The 18,380-nt window shown below is 60.6% G+C and carries 16 protein-coding genes; 9 read left to right on the top strand and 7 right to left on the bottom strand.

The genetic code is table 11. From position 1 onward, the window contains the following. Positions 1-80 precede the first annotated feature (80 nt). Positions 81-1,166, top strand: coding sequence for a GGDEF domain-containing protein (locus HDF10_RS07325; protein WP_183812036.1), 1,086 nt, complete (start codon positions 81-83; stop codon positions 1,164-1,166). A 42-nt stretch (positions 1,167-1,208) separates the two neighbouring features. Here HDF10_RS07325 and HDF10_RS07320 read toward each other — a convergent pair whose 3' ends face one another. The 3 genes from HDF10_RS07320 to HDF10_RS07310 form a co-directional block, all read right to left on the bottom strand. Continuing rightward, on the bottom strand, positions 1,209-2,270 hold the full coding sequence (locus tag HDF10_RS07320; protein ID WP_260177713.1) for a hypothetical protein: 1,062 nt from the start codon (positions 2,268-2,270) through the stop codon (positions 1,209-1,211). 387 nt (positions 2,271-2,657) lie between these two features. Continuing rightward, on the bottom strand, positions 2,658-3,593 hold the full coding sequence (locus tag HDF10_RS07315) for an alpha/beta fold hydrolase (RefSeq protein ID WP_183812034.1): 936 nt from the start codon (positions 3,591-3,593) through the stop codon (positions 2,658-2,660). Positions 3,594-3,942: 349 nt separating this feature from the next. Next, complete coding sequence (locus tag HDF10_RS07310) at positions 3,943-4,521, bottom strand: TetR/AcrR family transcriptional regulator (RefSeq protein ID WP_183812031.1); 579 nt, start codon at positions 4,519-4,521, stop codon at positions 3,943-3,945. A 213-nt stretch (positions 4,522-4,734) separates the two neighbouring features. Here HDF10_RS07310 and HDF10_RS07305 point away from each other — a divergent pair, with 213 nt between their 5' ends. The 3 genes from HDF10_RS07305 to HDF10_RS07295 all read left to right on the top strand — a co-directional run bounded on the left by HDF10_RS07305 (position 4,735) and on the right by HDF10_RS07295 (position 8,005). Further along, positions 4,735-5,322, top strand: coding sequence for a TetR/AcrR family transcriptional regulator (locus HDF10_RS07305; RefSeq protein ID WP_183812029.1), 588 nt, complete (start codon positions 4,735-4,737; stop codon positions 5,320-5,322). A 106-nt stretch (positions 5,323-5,428) separates the two neighbouring features. Beyond that, entirely contained in the window at positions 5,429-7,057 is a 1,629-nt protein-coding gene (locus HDF10_RS07300) for a tetratricopeptide repeat protein (protein ID WP_183812026.1), read from the top strand. 123 nt (positions 7,058-7,180) lie between these two features. Beyond that, positions 7,181-8,005, top strand: coding sequence for an SDR family NAD(P)-dependent oxidoreductase (locus HDF10_RS07295; RefSeq protein ID WP_183812024.1), 825 nt, complete (start codon positions 7,181-7,183; stop codon positions 8,003-8,005). Between the two features lie 261 nt (positions 8,006-8,266). Here HDF10_RS07295 and HDF10_RS07290 read toward each other — a convergent pair whose 3' ends face one another. Next, positions 8,267-9,676, bottom strand: coding sequence for an acetyl ornithine aminotransferase family protein (locus HDF10_RS07290; RefSeq protein ID WP_183812022.1), 1,410 nt, complete (start codon positions 9,674-9,676; stop codon positions 8,267-8,269). Between the two features lie 84 nt (positions 9,677-9,760). Between HDF10_RS07290 and HDF10_RS07285 the strand changes: the two genes are divergently transcribed. The 3 genes from HDF10_RS07285 (at position 9,761) to HDF10_RS07275 (ending at position 13,257) form a co-directional block, all read left to right on the top strand. Continuing rightward, complete coding sequence (locus HDF10_RS07285) at positions 9,761-10,003, top strand: hypothetical protein (protein WP_183812020.1); 243 nt, start codon at positions 9,761-9,763, stop codon at positions 10,001-10,003. Positions 10,004-10,258: 255 nt separating this feature from the next. Continuing rightward, positions 10,259-10,600: a PadR family transcriptional regulator gene (locus HDF10_RS07280; protein WP_179636585.1), complete on the top strand. Its 342-nt coding sequence runs from the start codon at positions 10,259-10,261 to the stop codon at positions 10,598-10,600. Next, entirely contained in the window at positions 10,597-13,257 is a 2,661-nt protein-coding gene (locus HDF10_RS07275; RefSeq protein WP_183812019.1) for an ABC transporter permease, read from the top strand. The genes HDF10_RS07280 and HDF10_RS07275 overlap by 4 nt, the downstream gene beginning before the upstream one ends. 42 nt (positions 13,258-13,299) lie before the next feature. On the opposite strand, the gene HDF10_RS07270 is transcribed toward HDF10_RS07275, so the two are convergent. Then, positions 13,300-14,010: a hypothetical protein gene (locus HDF10_RS07270; RefSeq protein WP_183812015.1), complete on the bottom strand. Its 711-nt coding sequence runs from the start codon at positions 14,008-14,010 to the stop codon at positions 13,300-13,302. A 74-nt stretch (positions 14,011-14,084) separates the two neighbouring features. Between HDF10_RS07270 and HDF10_RS07265 the strand changes: the two genes are divergently transcribed. Further along, positions 14,085-15,041, top strand: coding sequence for an EamA family transporter (locus tag HDF10_RS07265; protein WP_183812013.1), 957 nt, complete (start codon positions 14,085-14,087; stop codon positions 15,039-15,041). Between the two features lie 43 nt (positions 15,042-15,084). Next, entirely contained in the window at positions 15,085-15,663 is a 579-nt protein-coding gene (locus HDF10_RS07260; protein ID WP_183812011.1) for a cupin domain-containing protein, read from the top strand. Between the two features lie 179 nt (positions 15,664-15,842). On the opposite strand, the gene HDF10_RS07255 is transcribed toward HDF10_RS07260, so the two are convergent. Then, positions 15,843-17,459, bottom strand: a complete 1,617-nt coding sequence (locus HDF10_RS07255; RefSeq protein ID WP_183812009.1) for a formate--tetrahydrofolate ligase — start codon at positions 17,457-17,459, stop codon at positions 15,843-15,845. 42 nt (positions 17,460-17,501) lie between these two features. Further along, the gene (locus HDF10_RS07250) at positions 17,502-18,302 is read right to left on the bottom strand and encodes a hypothetical protein (protein ID WP_183812007.1); all 801 of its coding nucleotides are present in this window, start codon (positions 18,300-18,302) and stop codon (positions 17,502-17,504) included. Positions 18,303-18,380 lie beyond the last annotated feature (78 nt).

The following is an 18,380-nucleotide window of genomic DNA, read 5'->3' as shown; positions in this document are numbered from 1 at the left end:
TATGTGCAAAAAAATGCACATATTCATGAGGACAGCGATTGAAGGACAGACGGCAGTTTGAAGTGATCGAAAGTCGTCAAATGGATCACCTTCGAGTGTTCCACGACGTTGCGCGCGCGCTGACTTCGAGCCTCGAACTGGAGGAGATCCTGGGGGCCATCATGAACAAGATGGCCCAGTTCTTCGGACCCGAACGCTGGTCGCTGCTGATGGTGGACGATAAGTCAGGCGAACTGTACTACGCGATTGCGGTAGGAGAGAACGCTGAGAGCCTAAAGGGGCTGCGGGTACCGATGGGGGAAGGAGTTGCCGGTTGGGTGGCGGCAACGGGGAATCCTCTGGTGGTGCCGGACGTGGCTCTTGATCCGCACTGGTCCGCGTTTGCGAATAAGCATCCTGATCTGAAGATCCAGTCGATTGCCTGCGTGCCGGTGCGATCCGGGGATAAGACACTGGGCGTGATTCAATTGCTGAACAGCAAGCTCGACCTGCTGTCTGAGCATTCGATCTCCTTTCTGCGAATTCTGTGCGATTACGCGGCGATCGCAATTCAGAACGCCCGGTCGATGACACTGATTCAGGAGTTGACCATCACGGATGACGTAACGGGACTTTTTAATGCTCGGCACCTGTACACCATGCTGGACGAAGAGGTGGCTCGGGGGCAGGTATTTAGTTTGATGTTCGTCGATCTGGATCACTTCAAGTCGGTGAATGACACCCATGGCCATCTGATTGGGAGCCGGCTGCTGGCGGAGATTGGCGGGTTGATGAGGCGGAGCCTGGGGCCGAACAACGCGGCGTTTCGCTATGGGGGGGATGAGTTTGTCGCGCTGCTGCCGGGGATGGGGAAGGCAGCGGCAAGCGGGACCACGATGGCCCTATGCGAAGATCTGAGGTCGTCACGCTTCCTGGAGGGAGCCGGGCTTTCGCTCAGCCTCTCGGGAAGCTTTGGGCTGGCGAGCTATCCCGAGGACGGGAATACGGTTCAGACGATTCTGCGCGCGGCGGATACGATGATGTATGAGGCTAAGAAGACGCGGGATAACGTTGCGGTGGCGGGCAAGGGTATGATCGGACGCGCTGAGACAGCCAGACCGGTCGGCGGTTCGCGTCGGGAGGTCTCGGGAATGTTTCTGGAGCGCGACTCCATTCCTCGTAACTAGACGATTTCTCTCCTAAGTATCTCTTCTAAATGACTGACACTTCTAGTTTTGACTGGGGCTGTGGTGTTCGAGTGTGACTCCCCGGCGGGGTTCGGGCTTCAGGACGTCGCGGTTTTCAGGGGAGATGGGGTGGACGCCGAAGTCCCAGACGCCGAGGTTGACGGCCTTGTCGGAGAGAACTTCCATGAGGGCGAACTCGCCGAAGTCCAGGGGCTCCCTGGGACTTATCTTTAGCCAGTGACCGCCGGGCAGTAGCTCGGTGGTGGTTTCGACGACGTCTTCCTGGCGCTGGACCCCGCCGAGTAGGCCGATGCGGAAGCTGGCGATGACCCGTGCCCCCCGGCGGACGTCGGCGCGGACGATGACGTAACGGCTCGTAGCGGAGCCGCCGCTGGGGTCGTTCCCGGCTCGGGTGGTGGCTCCGTGGGTGTCGACGGTGAGGGGCGTGCCGGCGGTCGAGCCTACGCTCTCGTCGCCGATGCGGAGGTAGAGGACGGGGTCTTTGACGTGGAGTTGGATGGGCGAGGACTCGCCTTTGAGCTCGACGATCTGGTGGGAGGCGGAGAGGGGGTTGACGGCGGCTTTGAGGAGGTTGTGGCCGGTGTTTCGATTGAGGTCGCTGTCGGTCTGGGCGAGGGGGACCAGTTCGGGGGTGCCGCGGTAGGTGTCGAGGGCGAGGGTGCTGTCCTGTTCGGGGAGGCGGAGGTCCTTGGCGACCTCGGGGGTGAGGGAGGCGCGGTCGGCTTCTTCTTTGAGGAGTTCGGGGGCGATGGCGGGGGGCTGGGGGTTGTCGGGGCTGGCGGTGGGTTGGGAGTGCTGGCGGTCCCAGCGTTTGGTGGCGTCGAGGTCTACGAGGGAGAGGGGGATCTCCTCTTCGGCACCGCCGCGCTCGGCGCTGATGTAGTGGACTACGTTGCCGACGATGCGGTAGCTCATGATGACCTGGTAGCTGCCGTCCTGGAGGATGAGGCGGGTGCGGTGCGGGGTCGCGTCGTCGGGCTGGAGGACGGTGGTGTGTTGCAGAGCGTGGAGAAATTGTGGCGCGCTGATGGTGGCAGCGAGGAGAATTGTGGCGAGTTTTGTGGTGCGGCGTGGATGTTCCATCGGGTGATTCCACAGTTTAGACGCAGTGTAGGATTTTCCGGAGTGGAGCCACCCCCTCCCCCCTGGGGGGGGTGGGGTATTTTGCAGCGAAGTCTTTTCTTTTGTTTGGTTTGCGGAAGGGGTGTGTCTGCAAACCATTCCATCAAAAGGACTTACTCGTAAAATATTTAAAATAAAAGGGTTATTTTCGGTTTTCCGGTTTATGTGCAAAAGAAAACCCCGAAGGTGTTTCCCCGGGGTTTCTCTGAGTTCCTTGCTGTGGTCTTACTTCCATTATAGCGGTTGGGTCGGGGGGAATACGCCACGCGAATCTGCCCGTCTGGAGCGGGTTTTGAGGGTTCAGGGGCTTGACAGGTTTCCGGCCTGATTTGGCTTTCGCGGGGAACGCTACTCTGCTGTCTGATGCTCTGCGGGCGATGCGTCGAGGAAGGCACGGATCAACGCATCCGTCTCGACGGGTCGCTCCTCCATCAACCAGTGTCCTGATCCTATGATGACCGCCTCCGTGACGTTGGTGGCTACGTGGCGCATGATGACGGCTTGCAGGGAGCCGAAGGACTTTTCTCCACCCACGGCGAGCACCGGCATGGTCAGCTTTGTCTGCTCGAAGACTTTGTTGTCTTTGGCATCCTGGGGAAAGGCGGCGAATTGCGCGAAACCGGCTCTCATGCCTCCGGGCTGTGCGTAGGTGGCCGCGAAGAACTCTCGGGTAGCCTCGTCGGGCTTGGCTGGATCGCCGGTGAAGTCGTTCCATATGCGGTCGAAGTAGATGCGTTCGCGGCCCTGCACCAGGCGCTCCGCATCGGGTCCGTGGAAGTTGAAGTGCCAGACGCCGGGGTTTTGTAGGATCTCGCTCCACGGGTCGATGCCGGGAATTGGGGCGTCCATGACGACCAGACGCTCGACTTTGTCGGGATAGGTTGCAGCGTAGGCGTAGGCGACCATGTTGCCGATGTCGTGGGCGACGACGAAGGTGCGGTCGTAGCCTAACCCAGTGACGACGGCGCGAATGTCCTGGGCTTGTGTCTTCTTGTCGTAGCCAGTCGCGGGCTTTGAGGAGCGCCCGATACCGCGAAGGTCGGGAACCACCACGGTGTGATCCTTCGTGAGGTCCCTGGCCAGTGGAGCCCAGGAGTCGCTGTTCTCGGCGTATCCGTGCAGGAGCACGACGACGGGTCCGTGTCCGCCATAGCGCACAAAGATCTCCGCGCCAGCGGGGCTGTGAATGGTTTTGGACTGGAAGCTCGAGGGGACGGACGGTTGAGCAAGGCTGGAGATCGTTCCAGCGACGAAGAGGGTTGCGGCGAGAAGACGGCAAATCATGAAAACTCCTTACCCGGAGGCAGCGACTCCCGATCCGACAGAAGGAGCGGACACGAGAGGTAGCTCGACAGGCGATAATAGACTACACAGTCTAATATGCGCCGACGCTCTAAAAGGATTCGCGGTTTTGATCTTTTTTTGCGGAATGTCTTGGAGGGCGGTTTTAGAAGTTGCCCAGAAACTGTCCTGCCGGACGGGCCTTCACACGCCTCTTTAAAGCTTCGCATGGTCCTCCCGATGGTCGGAGATTCTCTTCCGTCGCGACCAACGGGAGCGCCAACCGAAGGGGTATACCTATCACGAAGTGATCGCCCCGCGCGCAGCGGGCCCTTCCGGCAGGACAAATTTCTTAGTCGAGGGCGGCAAGCGCAACGGCTGCTACATGTGCCAGTTCCTTGCGGTCATGGTTGAGCCGGGCCAGCGCTCGCATTCCCTGGATGGTAGCCACGAAAAACTTCGACAAGGCAACCGGGTCCTTCTCCGGGGCAAGCTCGCCGCGCTTTTTTGCTTCGACAAATGCCGTCGTGAAGATTCGCTCGACATCCTTCTGGTTGTCGCGCAGGAAGGCTTTAATCTCCACGTCGTCGACGGAGCGGCTTAGATTGGCGTTCATGAGCAGACATCCGCGTTCGTGCTGTGCCCTGCTCTCACGGATGATGGATTGGAAGAGGCTATCGCAGGCTTTCCTGACCGGCTTTTCGTGGGTGAGGAGATCCTTGAGGTCGCCGTTCGTCTTGTCGCGATAGCGGCTCATGGCCTTGAAGTAGATTGAGCGCTTGTCTCCGAAGGTGTCGTAGAGGCTCTGCCTGGAGATTCCCATCTCTCGCATGAGCGTGTCTAGCGAGGTGTGCTCGTAGCCAAGGCGCCAGAAGACTTCGACAGCGATCTCGAGGGCTGCGTCCGGGTCGAATTCTTTGGTGCGCGCCATGGTTACAGGTTAGATGGGATGTGCGCAGCGGGGGACTCAGTAAACTCTGTCCTGCCGGACGGGCTCCCTACGCGAGAAGGTCTGAGTGGGTTAACGGGGATGGGCCTCCCGTTGGTCGGCATTTTGCTTCCGACAAGCTATCGCAGGATTACCGAAGAGAGATGATCCCTGAGAGTTGACTCTTATAGACGACCAGTCTATTATCAATCAGTTATGAGCACTGCTCCCTCAACTCGCGATCATCTGCTTGCGGTGGGGCTCGAACGGCTTCGTTCGACTGGGTATACCGCGACCGGGGTGAAGGAGGTGCTTGATGTGGCGAAGGTGCCGAAGGGCTCGTTCTATCACTACTTCCCGAGCAAGGAAGAGTTTGCGGTGGAGGTGTTTCAGCTTTACGCGAAGGGCGAGGCGGAGCGGTCGGCGCGGGTTCTTGGGGATCGCAAGGGTGCTCCTTTGAAGCGGCTGCGGCGATACTTCGAGGAGTTGATCTCGATCTATGGGCAGCGCGGCGAGATCAGCGGATGTTTGGTGGGGAGCCTGAGCCTGGAGGTGGCGGATCACAGCCCCAGGATGCGGTCGGAGCTGCGGGGGGTCTTTGCGGCGTGGCAGAAGAGCATCGCGGATGTGCTGCGGGAGGCGATTCAGCGGGGGGATCTGGCGAAGTCTATGCAGCCGGATGCCCTGGCGGCGTTTCTGCTGAACAGCTATGAGGGGGCGCTGATACGGATGAAGGCGGAGAAGAGTGACAGGCCGCTCGAAAACTTTCTTCACTTTGCGTTTGATGTGTTGCTGAAGAAGTAGGCTGACGGGCACGCTTGAGTCCTTGAGCGGCAAGGACTGGGCTATGATCGAGTTGATCGTTCCTCGGAAGATCTTTCCCCGGAAGATCGTTCCGCCGAGAGTGGCTATGATGCGAACTCGCTTCACCTCGTCTGTTGTGGCGCTTGCGCTGCTGTCGACGGTGGGCTTTGCTCAGGCCGACCATCACGCCTCGTCGGAGAAGTTGGGGACGGTGAGCTTCAGCACATCGTGCAGCAGCGCAGTGCAGCCACAGTTCAATCGGGCGGTGGCGCTGATGCACTCGTTTCAGTTTGCGAGTGCGATTGAGGCTTTCCATGCGATTCTTGGGAGCGATCCGTCGTGCTCGATGGCTTACTGGGGTATCGCATTGAGCGACTGGGGCAATCCGTTCGCTTCGGGTCTCAAGTCGCAGGCACAACTCGATGCAGGCCTGAAGGCCGTGGAGCAGGGACGAGAATCGCCTCCGAAGAGTGAGCGTGAGCATGTTTATCTTGAGGCTGTTGCGCATCTCTATACCGATACCGCGACCGTCGATCAGCGCTCTCGGAAGCTGGCCTATGAGAGCGCGATGGCTGCGGTGAGCGCGGCTTACCCTGAGGACACGGAGGCGGCCATCTTCTATGCGCTGGCTGTGTCTGCTGCCGCTGATCCGACCGATAAAACTTACGCCCGGCAACTGAAGGCTGGCGCGATTTTGGATCGCCTATACGTTCAGTATCCCGACCATCCTGGGCTGGCGCACTACATCATCCACACGTATGACGTTCCGCCCCTGGCTGCACGGGCGGCTGGGGCGGCGCAGCATTACAGTGAGATTGCGCCATCGACTCCTCACGCGCTGCACATGCCCTCGCATACGTTTACGCGGGTGGGAGACTGGCAGGCTTCGATTGACGCGAATGTTTCTTCTGCGGCGTCTGCACGAGAGGCAGGACAGCCGGCGGACCAGTTGCATGCCAGCGATTATCTGGAGTACGCCTACCTGCAGACGGCCCAGGACAACGCTGCGAAGGGTGCAGCGGAATCTGCTGAACAGATTTTTTTGCGCTTCGATCCGAAGATGCAGATCGGTGGGGCGGCCAGCCCGTCGGCGGCCTACTTTGCGAGGGCGGCGATACCGGCACGATACGATCTGGAGCGGCGAGACTGGGCAGACGCTGCAAAGCTCCAGCCGCTGGCGAGCCCGTTTCCCTACACGGAGGCCATGACCTACTTTGCCCGGGGCCTGGGGGCTGCGCATTTGAAGGACGCTGCGGCTGCACGAGCTGCAATCGACTCTCTGGCGCAGTGCCGCGACCGGCTGAACACGATGAAAGAGGGCTTCTGGGCGAACCAGGTGGAGATTCAACGGCTGGAAGTGGTCGCATGGCTCGAGTCTTCGCAGGGGCACTTCGAGGACGCATTGGCTGGGATGCGCAGAGCTGCCGAGATGGAGGATGCGACCGAAAAGAGTGTGGTTACGCCGGGGCCGCTCGCTCCAGCTCGCGAGCTGCTGGGAGATTTGCTGCTGGAGTCGAAGCACCCCGCTGAAGCGCTGGTGGAGTTTGAAGCGACGCTCAAGAGGGAGCCGAATCGCTTCTGGTCGCTCTATGGGGCAGCTGAGGCGGCGAAGAGGGCCGGCGATCAAGAGAAGGCTAAGAGGTACTTCCATGAGTTGGTCAAGGTTGCCGAGCGGGCCGACCGGCCTGGACGTCGGGAGCTGGTCGAAGCACGAGGTGTGGCCGGGCAGGATTAGCAGAGTTACGCCTTAGAGAACTTCCTCTTGGGAAAGAGTTTTTTTGAATCTAGTAACCAACCGGTCTACTCTAACGAAGCGAATTAGTTTTCTGATTCACACCTTCGCAGTATGGAGACTCTTATGACGACCTCGGCTACTTCTTTTACAGGCAATGCTCTTGGCACTGCTCTTATTACTGGCGCATCGACAGGAATCGGTGCAGTGTATGCGGATCGGCTGGCGCACCGCGGCTATGACCTGATCCTGGTGGCTCGCAACGGCGAAAAGCTGAAGGAGCTGGCGGCTTCGCTGAGTTCGGCGACTGGCCGTTCGGTTGATGCGGTTGCTGCGGATCTTACGAACAAAGCGGATCTGCGCAGGGTGGAGGAGCAGCTGCGGTCGGATGCGTCGATTACGATGCTGGTGAACAATGCGGGCTTTGGCGGAACGACTTCGCTGGTGGACTCGAAGATTGATGAGCTCGAGAACATGATTGAGTTGAATGTGACGGCGTTGACGCGGCTGACCTATGCTGTGGTGCCGGGGTTTCTGGCGAGAGGAAAGGGCGCGATCATCAACATCTCTTCGGTTGTTGCGGTGGCTCCGGAGCTGCTGAACGGCGTGTACAGCGGGACAAAGGCGTATGTGCTGAATCTTACGCAGTCGCTGCATAAAGAGGTGGGCGGCAAGGGTGTTCAGGTGCAGGCTGTGCTGCCTGGGGCTACGGCGTCGGAGTTCTGGGACCGTGCGGGGATTGGCGGGCATGAGAATCTGCCGTCGGAGATTGTGATGAGCTCGGAGGAGATGGTGGATGCTTCGCTGGCTGGGTTCGACAGCGGGGAGTTGGTCACGATTCCGGCGCTGCCTGAGGTTGCGGATTGGGAGCGGTTCAATGCAGCGCGCGTGGCGCTGGGGCCGAACCTTTCGCACAAGCATGCGGCGAAGCGGTATGGAGTGCGCTCGTAAGGGTACGCTGTCCTGCCGGACGGGCCCGCTGCGCGCGGAGCGGTCACTTCGTGACTTGTGTACCTTGTCTGGGAGGGTTTGGGGATGCGGGTCCTCCCGTTGGTCGGGGGAGAAGATTGTGCCGACCAACGGGAGGAGCTATGCAGTCTGGTTCGCCAAGACCGGTAGACACGTCACGAAGTGACCGCCCGAACCGGGGCCCCCGCAAACAGGTCTTCGTTTGTGGGGTGGTCAAGCGTAGGGAGCCCGTCCGGCAGGACCTTATTTTGCCGCGAGGGTGATGCACTCCTCGAGGATGTCGAGGGCTACGTTGGCCTCCTGCTCGTTGACGATGAGCGGGGGGCAGAGGCGGATGGTGGTTTCGCCGCAGCCGAGGATGAGGAGGCCGCGCTCGAAGGCCAGATCGACGACCTTGTCGCGCATGGGGCCTACCGGGGTGCGGGACTGCTTGTCTTTGACGAGTTCGACGCCGATCATGAGGCCGCGACCGCGGACGTCGCCTACGGTGGGGTGTTTCGCTACCCAGGGGCGGAGACGGTCGAGCATCTTTTCGCCTATGGTGGCGGCGTTTTTGAGGCCTTCGCGCTCGAGGATGTCCATGGTGGCGAGGGCGGCGGCGATGCAGATGGGGTTGCCGCCGAAGGTGCTGGCGTGCGAGCCGGGGACCCAGTCCATGACGTCGGCTTTTGCCATGCAGATGCCTAGAGGCATGCCGGACGCGATGCCTTTGGCGATGCAGACGATGTCGGGCTGGACGCCGGAGTGCTCGATGGCCCACCACTTGCCGGTGCGCGCGGCGCCGGACTGGACCTCGTCGGCGATGAGGAGGATGCCGTGGCGGTCACAGATGCGGCGAATCTCCTGAAGGAAGTTGGTGGGGGCCACGACGTAGCCGCCCTCGCCCTGGATGGGCTCGAGGATGATGGCAGCGACCTCTTCGGGCGGGAGGATGGTTTTGAAGAGTTTTTCTTCGATGTAGCGGGCGCAGCCGAGGGCGAAGGCTTCTTCTTCCTGCGGGCCGCCGCTACAGCCGCGATAGGCGTAGGGGTAGCGGACGTGGTGGACGCCGGGGACGAAGGGGGCGAAGCGGCGCTTCTGCTGGGGCTTGGAGCCGGTGAGCGAGAGCGCTCCCATGGTGCGGCCATGGAAGGCGCCGAAGAAGCTGATGATGTTCTGGCGGCCGGTGTGGTAGCGGGCGAGCTTCATGGCGCACTCGACGGCTTCGGCGCCGGAGTTGCCGTAGTAGAACTTGTGCGGGCCGGGCATGGGTGCGATGGCGGACAGGCGCTCGGCGAAGGTGGTCATGTTCTGGTAGTAGAAGTCGGTGCCGGACATGTGGATGAGTTCGGCGGCCTGATCTTGAATGGCTTTGACGACTTCGGGATGACAGTGGCCGGTGGAGTTGACGGCGATTCCGGCGGCGAAGTCGAGGAACTCGTTGCCGTCGACGTCGGTGACGCGGATGCCGCGGCCGGATTTGGCGACCATGGGGTAGCTGCGGGTGTAGCTGGGGGAGATGAGGCGGTCGTCGTCGGCGACGATCTTTTTGGCGTGGGGGCCGGGGAGGGTGGTTTTGATCTTGGGGCCGAACTCGGCGTAGTGCTTGGAGCGGATGGCTTCTCCGGCGGCGGGCTTCAGGTCTTCGAGGGTCTTTTCGGTCAGGGTGGTCATGCGAATCTCTCCTTGGGGGCAACGGGGCGTTTGGTCTTTCCGTTCGTGCTCGTGTCCGTTCCGGATGAGGGACGGCGGCGCTCTGTGGTTGCAGAGAGAACGGTTTGCGCTGGTGGCGAGGACTTCGCCGGCTGGAGGGTGGTGCGCTTAGTCGCCGGCGAAGAGACTAGGTCGCGTGAGGCTGGGCAGAACGCGGAGATGGCGGCGCGGCATCTGGTGGCGCCTGGAGCGGCACTGGAAGGCTGCGCTGCGATTGGTCCGGGCTGTGTCGAACAGCGATTTCATGGGGAATCTGCCTTTGGCGGTGAGTATACCTTATCGTGGTAACACTCGAAAACCTATGTCCTGCCGGACGGGCCCACTGCGCGTGGAGCGAGCGTTCACACGCCTTTTTAAAGCTTCGCGTGGTCCTCCCGTTGGTCGGAATCATCTTCGTTCGCGACCAACGGGAGCGCCAACCGAAGGGGTATACGCGTCACGAAGTGACCGCACTCCGCGCAGGAGGCCCGTCCGGCAGGACAAAAACTCTCCTTGACAGCTTAGGGAAGTAGGTCTAGCCTCCTAATCATCTTAGGGGGACACTTGACCACCCAGGCCCAACTCCTTCCCGGCACACTCGATCTTCTGATTCTTCGCGCGGTCTCGCTTGGGCCTTTGCATGGGTATGGCGTGCTTCTGCGCATTGAGCAGATCTCCGGCGGAGCGCTGCTGATTGAGCAGGGCGCGCTGTATCCCGGGTTGTTTCGTCTGCTGCGTCAGGGTCTGCTGAAGGCTGACTGGGGCACCTCGGAAAATAATCGCCGGGCCAAGTTTTACGAGCTGACTGCAGTGGGCCTTAAGCGCCTGCAGGAAGAGACGGACAGCTGGAACCGCCTGGCTACCGCGATCGCCAGCGCACTTGCACCGCAACCGGAGGAAATATGAGACTCATCGACTCTCTACGCTCCTTTGTTTCGACGCTGTTTCATCGTGCTGAGATTGATCGTGAGATTGAGGAGGAGCTTCGCTCGCATATTCAACATCGCGCCGATGATCTCGAGCGTGGTGGTCTTCCACGCGCAGAGGCAGAGAGGCGTGCGTGTATCGAGTTTGGTGGTTATCAGCGATTGAAAGAAGAGAGCCGCGATGCACTGGGCGGCCAGTTTGGCGAGGGGCTGCTTCAGGATATTCGTTTCGCGCTGCGCCGGATGGCCAAGAAACCTGGCTTCGCGATTGTTGCCATTTTGACACTGACGTTTGCGATTGGGGCGAATGCGGTTGTGTTTGGTGTTTTGAATGCGTTCATCCTGCGGCCGTTGAATGTGCCCCAGTCGGAGAGCCTTTACGGGCTGTGGCGCCTGCCCGGCGATATGTCCGAGTCATATCCGGACTATCTCGACCTGCGGGACCGCAACCACAGCTTTGAGAGTGTGGCGGCTTACAACGTCATGCAGGCGGCGCTGGATACGGGCAGCGATCCCTCGCGCGCCTGGATCGAAGAGACCAGCGGAAATTACTTCGATGCTCTGAAGTTGGAGCCTTACCTGGGGCGGTTCTTTCATGGCTCCGATGAACACGGCCCGAACAGCGCACCATACATTGTGCTGACGTACGACTACTGGCGCAGCCACTTTCAGGGTGATCCGAGCGTCGTCGGTCGTGTCGTCCGGCTGAACAAATTTCCCTACACGATTGTTGGGGTTGGGCCGCCGGAGTTTCACGGCACGCTGATATTCTTCAATCCGGATTTTTTTGTGCCGATTGTGAATCATGCGCAGTTCGATGAGACCGATCTGAACAATCGAGGCAATCGTTGGGTGTTTATGACGTTGGGACACCTGAAGGCAGGAGTGACTCCGGCGCAGGCGATTGCGGATCTGAACTCGGTTGGAGCTTCTCTTGAGAAGGCGTACCCGAAAGACGATCCCAAGATGAGGTTCAAACTGGCGCGGCCGGGGCTTTATGGCGACTATATTGGCCGCCCTGTGCGGACGTTTATGACCGCACTGATGCTATTGGCGGGATTGATTCTGCTGGCAGCGTGCGCCAACCTGGGCAGCCTGTTTGCGGCACGCGCTTCGGATCGATCGCGGGAGATCGCTCTGCGGCTGGCGCTTGGGTCGAGCCGCAAACGGATTCTGCGTGGGCTCTTTGCCGAAGCTATCTTGATTTCGCTGGTGGGTGGGGCGGTTGGCCTTGCAGGCAGCGTGGCGTTGTTGCGGGCGTTGAGCGTGTGGCAGCCAATCTCCCGGTGGCCGCTTCGTATGTCCGTGAATCCGGATGTAAAGGTGTATGCGGTCGCTTTGTTTCTGGCGTTGGCCAGTGGACTACTGTTTGGTGCGGTGCCGGTAGGGCAGGTTCTTCGCACCGATCCGTATGAGGCGGTGAAGGGTGGCGCAGTAGAGACGAAGCGCGGACGGTTTGGTTTGCGGATGAGTTTCCGCGATTTGTTACTTGTGGTGCAGATTGCAATCTGCGCCGTGCTTGTCACTTCTTCGATTGTCGCGGTCCGCGGTTTAGCCAATTCGCTGCACAACAATTTTGGCTTCGAATTGAAGAACACGATGCTGGTTGAGACGGACCTAAATATGGCGGGCTATCTGGGCGACAAGGTTCCGCCCATGCAAAAGCGCATGATTGATGCGTTGGCTGCGATTCCCGGCGTTGAAACCGTGGGCCTGGGGGATCAGGTGCCTTTGGGCGATACGCAACCGGACTCGAACGTCTTCACCGACAGTACGACGGATCTAAGGCCTGCGAATGCCGCAACAAATTCGATCATGTTCAAGATCTCGCCCGAATACTTTCAAGCGGCAGGTACGGCGCTGGTGTCTGGAAGAGAATTTAGCTGGCAGGATAACAAGGACAAACCACGTGTCGCGGTGGTAAATCGACAGTTTGCGCGGAAGATCTTCGGCACGGAAGCAAAGGCTATGGGCGCGTACTTCAAGTTGCCGGAAGGAGCACGCGTACAAGTTGTGGGGATTGCCGAGGATGGAAAGTATGGAAGCCTCACGGAAGATCCGCAGCCGGCGATGTTTCTTCCTATTTTGCAATCGCCCTCCAACTCAGCGTACCTTGTGGTGCGCTCGAGCCGGAATCCGGAGCAACTTGCACTGGCCATCAGGAGCACTTTGCGGAATCTGGATGCAGGGCTGCCGGTTTATATCCAGACGCGCTTTCAAACTCTGGATGCGGCTCTGTTTGGTCCGCGGATGGCGACGATTTCACTCGGTGTATTGGGAGTGATGGGCGCGATGCTGTCAGTAGTTGGGATCTTTGGTATGGCGTCTTTCTCGGTGAGCAAGCGGCTGCGAGAGTTTGGGATTCGCATCGCACTGGGCGCGCAACGGAGAGAGCTGTTGCAGGCGGCGTTGGGGCGGACCTTCCGATTGCTGGCGTTCGGTTCGGCTGTCGGGATGTTGCTTGGTCTTGCGGCGGGCAAGGTGATTGCTTTTATCGTGTCTCAGGCTACGCCGTGGGATCCGATTGTGCTGGGTGGTGTGTTGGTGACGATGCTTCTGCTGGGGTTGCTCGCTGGCTGGATTCCGGCGCGGCGTGCGCTGGCTACAGATCCTTTGCTGCTGCTGCGCGAGGAGTAACGCGGGGCTGACGGCTCGTGTTGCTTGCGGGACAATGTTGCGCTAGCGGATGACGCTGCCGGGGACCAGGGGCTGGGGGGTGTCGTTGTCGAACTGCAGGCTGAAGGCGAACAGGAGATGGTAGAGGTCGCTGTGCAGGGTGGTGTAGTCGAAGCAGAGGACGTGACGGGTGGGGTCGACGGGATCGGACTTCTTCTTCGCTTTGACGGGGATGTTGCCGAGGAAGCAGGCCTTGGCAGCGTAGGTGGTCTGGGGGATCTTTCCGGCGGTGGCTGGCATGGGGACTGAGGCCAGGACGATGGCTGCGGGATGGCCGTCGATGGAGTAGCGGGTGGCCTCCTGGGTGACGGTGGGCTCGCCGTACTGCTTGAGCTGGCGGAGGATCTGCTCGCGGATGAAGGGGCCGAGCGTGGTGGCGCCACGGAGGACGTTGGGGCAGGTGTTGTCGATGGTGGAGAGGACGAAGGAGGAGGTGTCGACCGGGGAGACCGAGTTGGCGAAGAAGGTGGAGCGGGCACACTTCGGCGTCGCGGTGGTGGTTGAGCTGGAGGACTCTGGGGCGGTTCTTTCGGCGACGCTTGCGGGGTCGGGCACGAAGCGGCCGGGGTAGAAGTAGGTGATGTTCAGATCCTGATCGTGGAAGCTCCGCGGCAGGTTGGGATTGGACTGGGCGGAGGACTGGTCGGGAGTTTGAGCGAACGCAGAGACACAGACGAGAAGGACGAGCAATAAGGCAGCAGGACGAAGCACCATCTCCTTATCGTAGCACCGGGAGGGCTTTGCCTGCAGGCGTCGGGCGCGAGACAAAGGCGCGATACCATTGAGCAATGCCCGTCAATTCAGCGCCAAATCGAACGCGGATTCTGCTGTGTTTTGCATGCGTTTATCTCTTCTGGGGATCGACGTACCTGGCGATGCGGTATGGGGTGGAGGTGCTGCCGCCGTTTGTGCTGGGGAGCGTGCGGTTTCTGATAGCGGGCGTGCTGATGCTGGCGGCGTCGGCTGTGCTGAAGAAGAAGATGCGGCCGAACCGGCAGGAGTTGGTGCGGCTAATTGTGATTGGTGTGCTGATGCTGGGGTGCGGGAATACGTCGGTGATCTGGGCGGAGCAGTATCTTCCGACGGGGCTGGCGGCGCTGCTGGTGGCGGTGATTCCGTTGTATGCGGCGCTGATCGAGATTGTGCTGCCCAGGGGCGAAGGGTTGAGAGCGAAGGGGTGGGTTGGGGTCTGCATCGGGTTCGTGGGGATTGTGTTTCTACTGTGGCCGGGGTTGCGGGAGGGGCTGCGTGGTGACTCGCGGCAGATCGTCGCGGCGGGGGTGACGCTGGGCGGAGCGATGTGCTGGACAAGCGCTTCGGTGATCTCGCGGCGGTCGACATTTCGGATTAGCGGATTCGCGGCGGCGGGTTGGGAGATGCTGTTCGGCGGTGTGTTCAATGCGTTGATGCTGGTGGTGACGAAGGGATACCACGGGGCGCAATGGGGACTGCAGGCCTGGGCTTCTACGCTTTATCTGGCGGCGTTCGGATCGATTCTTACTTACAGCGCGTATGTCTACCTGCTGGACCATGTGGCGGTGTCGAAGGTGGCGACGTATGCCTATGTGAATCCGGTGATCGCGGTGATTCTTGGGGTGATCCTGCTGAAGGAGCGCTTTGTTGCGGTGGAGTATGTGGGGATGGCGGCGATTCTGGTGGCGGTGTTTCTGGTGACCAGCTCGAAGATGAAGAGCGGAGCTGCGACTGTGGTGGATGAGGATATTGCGGCGGGACAAAAGGCTTAGTTCTCTTGCTGTCGTCTGCTAGTCTGCGGGCATGAGGCGCTTTTTGCTTGCCGCGGTTTGCGTGGCCACTATCGGTGGGTTGCAGGGGGCGACTCCAGCGACAGATGCGCGCGCGAGGGAGTTGATTCGTACGCTGAAGCTGTCGGTGCTGCCGAAGGAGTCGGGGTATCTGGGGATCATCGGAGTCTCTGCGCAGAAGGTGACGGTTGGTGGGCGCATGCTCGCGGTGCAGAGCCAGAACTACTACATGCTTACGCGGGAGAGGCCGATCAACTATCTCCACTGGCTGGAGCCGGACGATACGCACATCCTGGTGGAGGGTGGGCCGGTGGACTACTTCATCTTTCATCCGGAGGGACGTGTGGAGAAGGTGACGCTTGGGTTCGACTATGCGGCGGGGCAGCGGCCAGTAGTGGCGGTGCCGGGTGGCTGCTGGAAGGCGCTGCGGCTGCATGAGGGAGCTAGCTTCGCGCTGATGGTGAATACGCTTTCGCCGGAGTTTACGCCGGATCGCGTGAGGATTGGCGAGGGTGCTGAGTGGGTGAAGCGATTTGCCGGGAAGGCGGAGTGGGCTACCCCGGAGACGCTGCGGGAGTTTATCGGGCCGAACTGGGTGAAGTAGCTTTGAGATGCCGGTGTAGCTCGCTGCGCGGATTAAATCGAAAGAGTTGTCCTGCCGGACGGGCCCACTGCGCGTGGAGCGGTCACTTCGTGACTTGTATACCTCTTTTCGGTAAGACGAACTTTGGCTTCCTCCCGTTGGTCGGCACGAGAGACTGCTTAGGATTGTCACCGATATGGCTAGGACATGCCGATGATCTCGCCTGCTGCGTCGACGTTGATGTCCATCGCGCGGGAGGACTTGGGCAGGCCCGGCATTAGCATCATGCTGCCGGAGATGACGACGAGAAAGCCTGCGCCTGCGGAGAGCACGACGTCGGTGATGTGGAGGGTCCAGCCGGTGGGTGCGCCCATCAGTTTGGGGTCGTCGGTGAGGGAGTACTGCGTCTTGGCGATGCAGACGGGGAGCGCGCCGTAGCCCCACTTTGTGAAGCGGGCGAGTTTCTCTTTGGCTTGTGGCGAGAGCTCGACGTTGGCTGCACCGTAGACTTTTTGCGCGACGGCGGTGATCTTTTCGAGTGGCGAGGCACTGGGGACGTAGGTGCTGATGGGCGTGACGCTGGGGTTGGCGGCGATGACGCTGACTACCTTCTCGGCGAGCGCGGCGGCTCCGGCTCCTCCTTTTGTGAAGGCCTCGGAGAGGGCGAAGGCTGCGCCCTGGGCTTCGCAGTACTTTTCGAGGAACTTGAGATCTTCGTCGGTGTCGTTGGGGAAGCGGTTGATGGCTACGATGGCGGGGAGGTTGAAGCCGCGGACGATGGCGATGTGCTTCTTCAGATTTTCAAATCCGGCCTCAAGGTCGCCTGCGCCCTGAGTGCGAACCGACTGCACCGTGGTGACGAGGACCGCGGCGGAGGGCTTGATGCCGGAAGAAGGCATGACGATGTCCATGTACTTTTCGAAGCCGAGGTCTGAGGCGAAGCCGGTTTCGTTGATGACGTAGTCGGCGAGGCGAAGGCCCATCTGGTGCGAGAGGACGGAGCTGGTACCGTGGGCGATGTTTCCGAAGGGTCCACAATGAACCAGCGCGGGCGTGCCCTCCGTGGTCTGGACGAGGTTGGGAAGGATGGCTTCGCTGAGCAGCGCCATCATTGCGCCGGTGGCGTTTAAATCTTTTGCGAGGACGGGCTTGCCGCTGCGGGTTGAGCCGACGACGATTCTTTCCAGCCGAAGCCGCAGATCTTCGCGGCTGGCGGCGAGCGCCATGATGGCCATGATCTCGCTGGCGGCGGTGATGAGGAAGCCGGTGTGACGGTTGGCTCCGTCGCGTTTTCCGCCTGCCTGCACGATGATGTGACGTAGGGCGCGGTCGTTCATGTCGAGCGTGCGCGGCCAGTTGATGGCGTCGGGATCGAGGTCGAGTGGATTGCCGTCGAAGAGGTGGGAGTCGATGAGCGCGGCGAGGAGGTTGTGCGCGGAGGTGATGGCGTGGAAGTCGCCGTGGAAGTGGAGGTTTATTTTTTCTGCGGGTTCGACCTGCGAGCGACCGCCACCGGCTGCTCCGCCTTTCATGCCGAAGACCGGGCCGAGGGAGGGTTCGCGCGAGGTGATGATGGCTTTTTTTCCGATCTTCTCGAGGCCCTGCACGAGGCCGATGGAGGTGACGGTCTTGCCTTCGCCCGAGAGGGTGGGCGTGGTCGCGGTGACCAGGATGAACTTGCCGCGTACGGGGAAGGCGGGGTCGTCGAGGAGGTCGAGCGTGAGTTTGGCGCCGTAGCGGCCGAGGCGTTCGACGTACTTCTCAGGCAGGTTGAGCTTTTCGACGATGGCTTCGATGGGGAGAAGATCTTTGGTCATTGGTCTCTGCGTGTGTTCTCTGCGTGTTCGGGTTAGAAAAAGTTAGGGGGCCGCGGTGCCCATGGGAAGTGGGTAGAGCGGCGCGGCCTCGGCGCGGCCGAAGCGGACGGCGGTCTTGGTGATGCGATTGAGCGTGTCGATGTTGTTCGAAGAAAAGTACCAGACGAGGAGGTGGCTGTTCCAGTTGGTGGAGAGACCCATGGTGTAGAGCGCCTGCGGAACGGTGGGCTGGGTTGCAGAGTCTGTGGCTGATGCCTGCGGCTGGGCTGGACCTTGCGCTGGGCCTTGCGCGGCGGCCATGTGAACCTTCTGCCAGCCGACGTTGTACCAGGAGGGTGGCGCGATGGGCTTCATGCCGGGGACCTTGTTGACGATCTCGGCGAGGTCGCTGAGCAGGGTGGTGCTGCTACTCTCGTGCTCGGCGTTGAGGCACTCGACGTCGAGCTCTGCCAGCAGGATGGATGCGGTGATCGCGGGCGTGATGGTGACCTGCGTGCCGCCGTCCGGGGTGGGTTGAGTGCTTGTGGTTTGCGCGGGGCCGGACTGTGGGAGCTCGAGCAGGAGTGCGGGACGCAGGCAGTGGGTCTCGGCGGTGAGCTTTGGGTTGTCCATGTTGAAGAGGGTGAGATGGCCGTCGTGCAGGACTTTTTCGGGATCGGCTTTGACGAGGTCGGAGGGATAGAAGAGGCGCAGCTTGAGTGCCTCGCTCTCCCACTCGGTCGTGTTGGAGCTGGGAGTTTGAGCAGCTACTGTAAGAGACAGTATTAGGACGAAAAGGAACGCAATCAAGTCACGAGTTGCATGCGAAGGGATCATGTTATTTGTATTTCCAGCGTACGCCATCTTTGGAACTCCTACTAGGATGCCGTGGGAGCGAGGTCGTTGCGAATAACGTGTGCAAGGTGTAGCAAAACCGGTCTT

It is taken from the genome of Tunturiibacter empetritectus (assembly GCF_014201375.1).
Taxonomy (GTDB): Bacteria; Acidobacteriota; Terriglobia; order Terriglobales; family Acidobacteriaceae; genus Edaphobacter; species Edaphobacter lichenicola_D.
The sequence above is the reverse complement of the archived record's forward strand: the minus strand, read 5'-3'. Positions and strand labels throughout refer to the sequence as shown.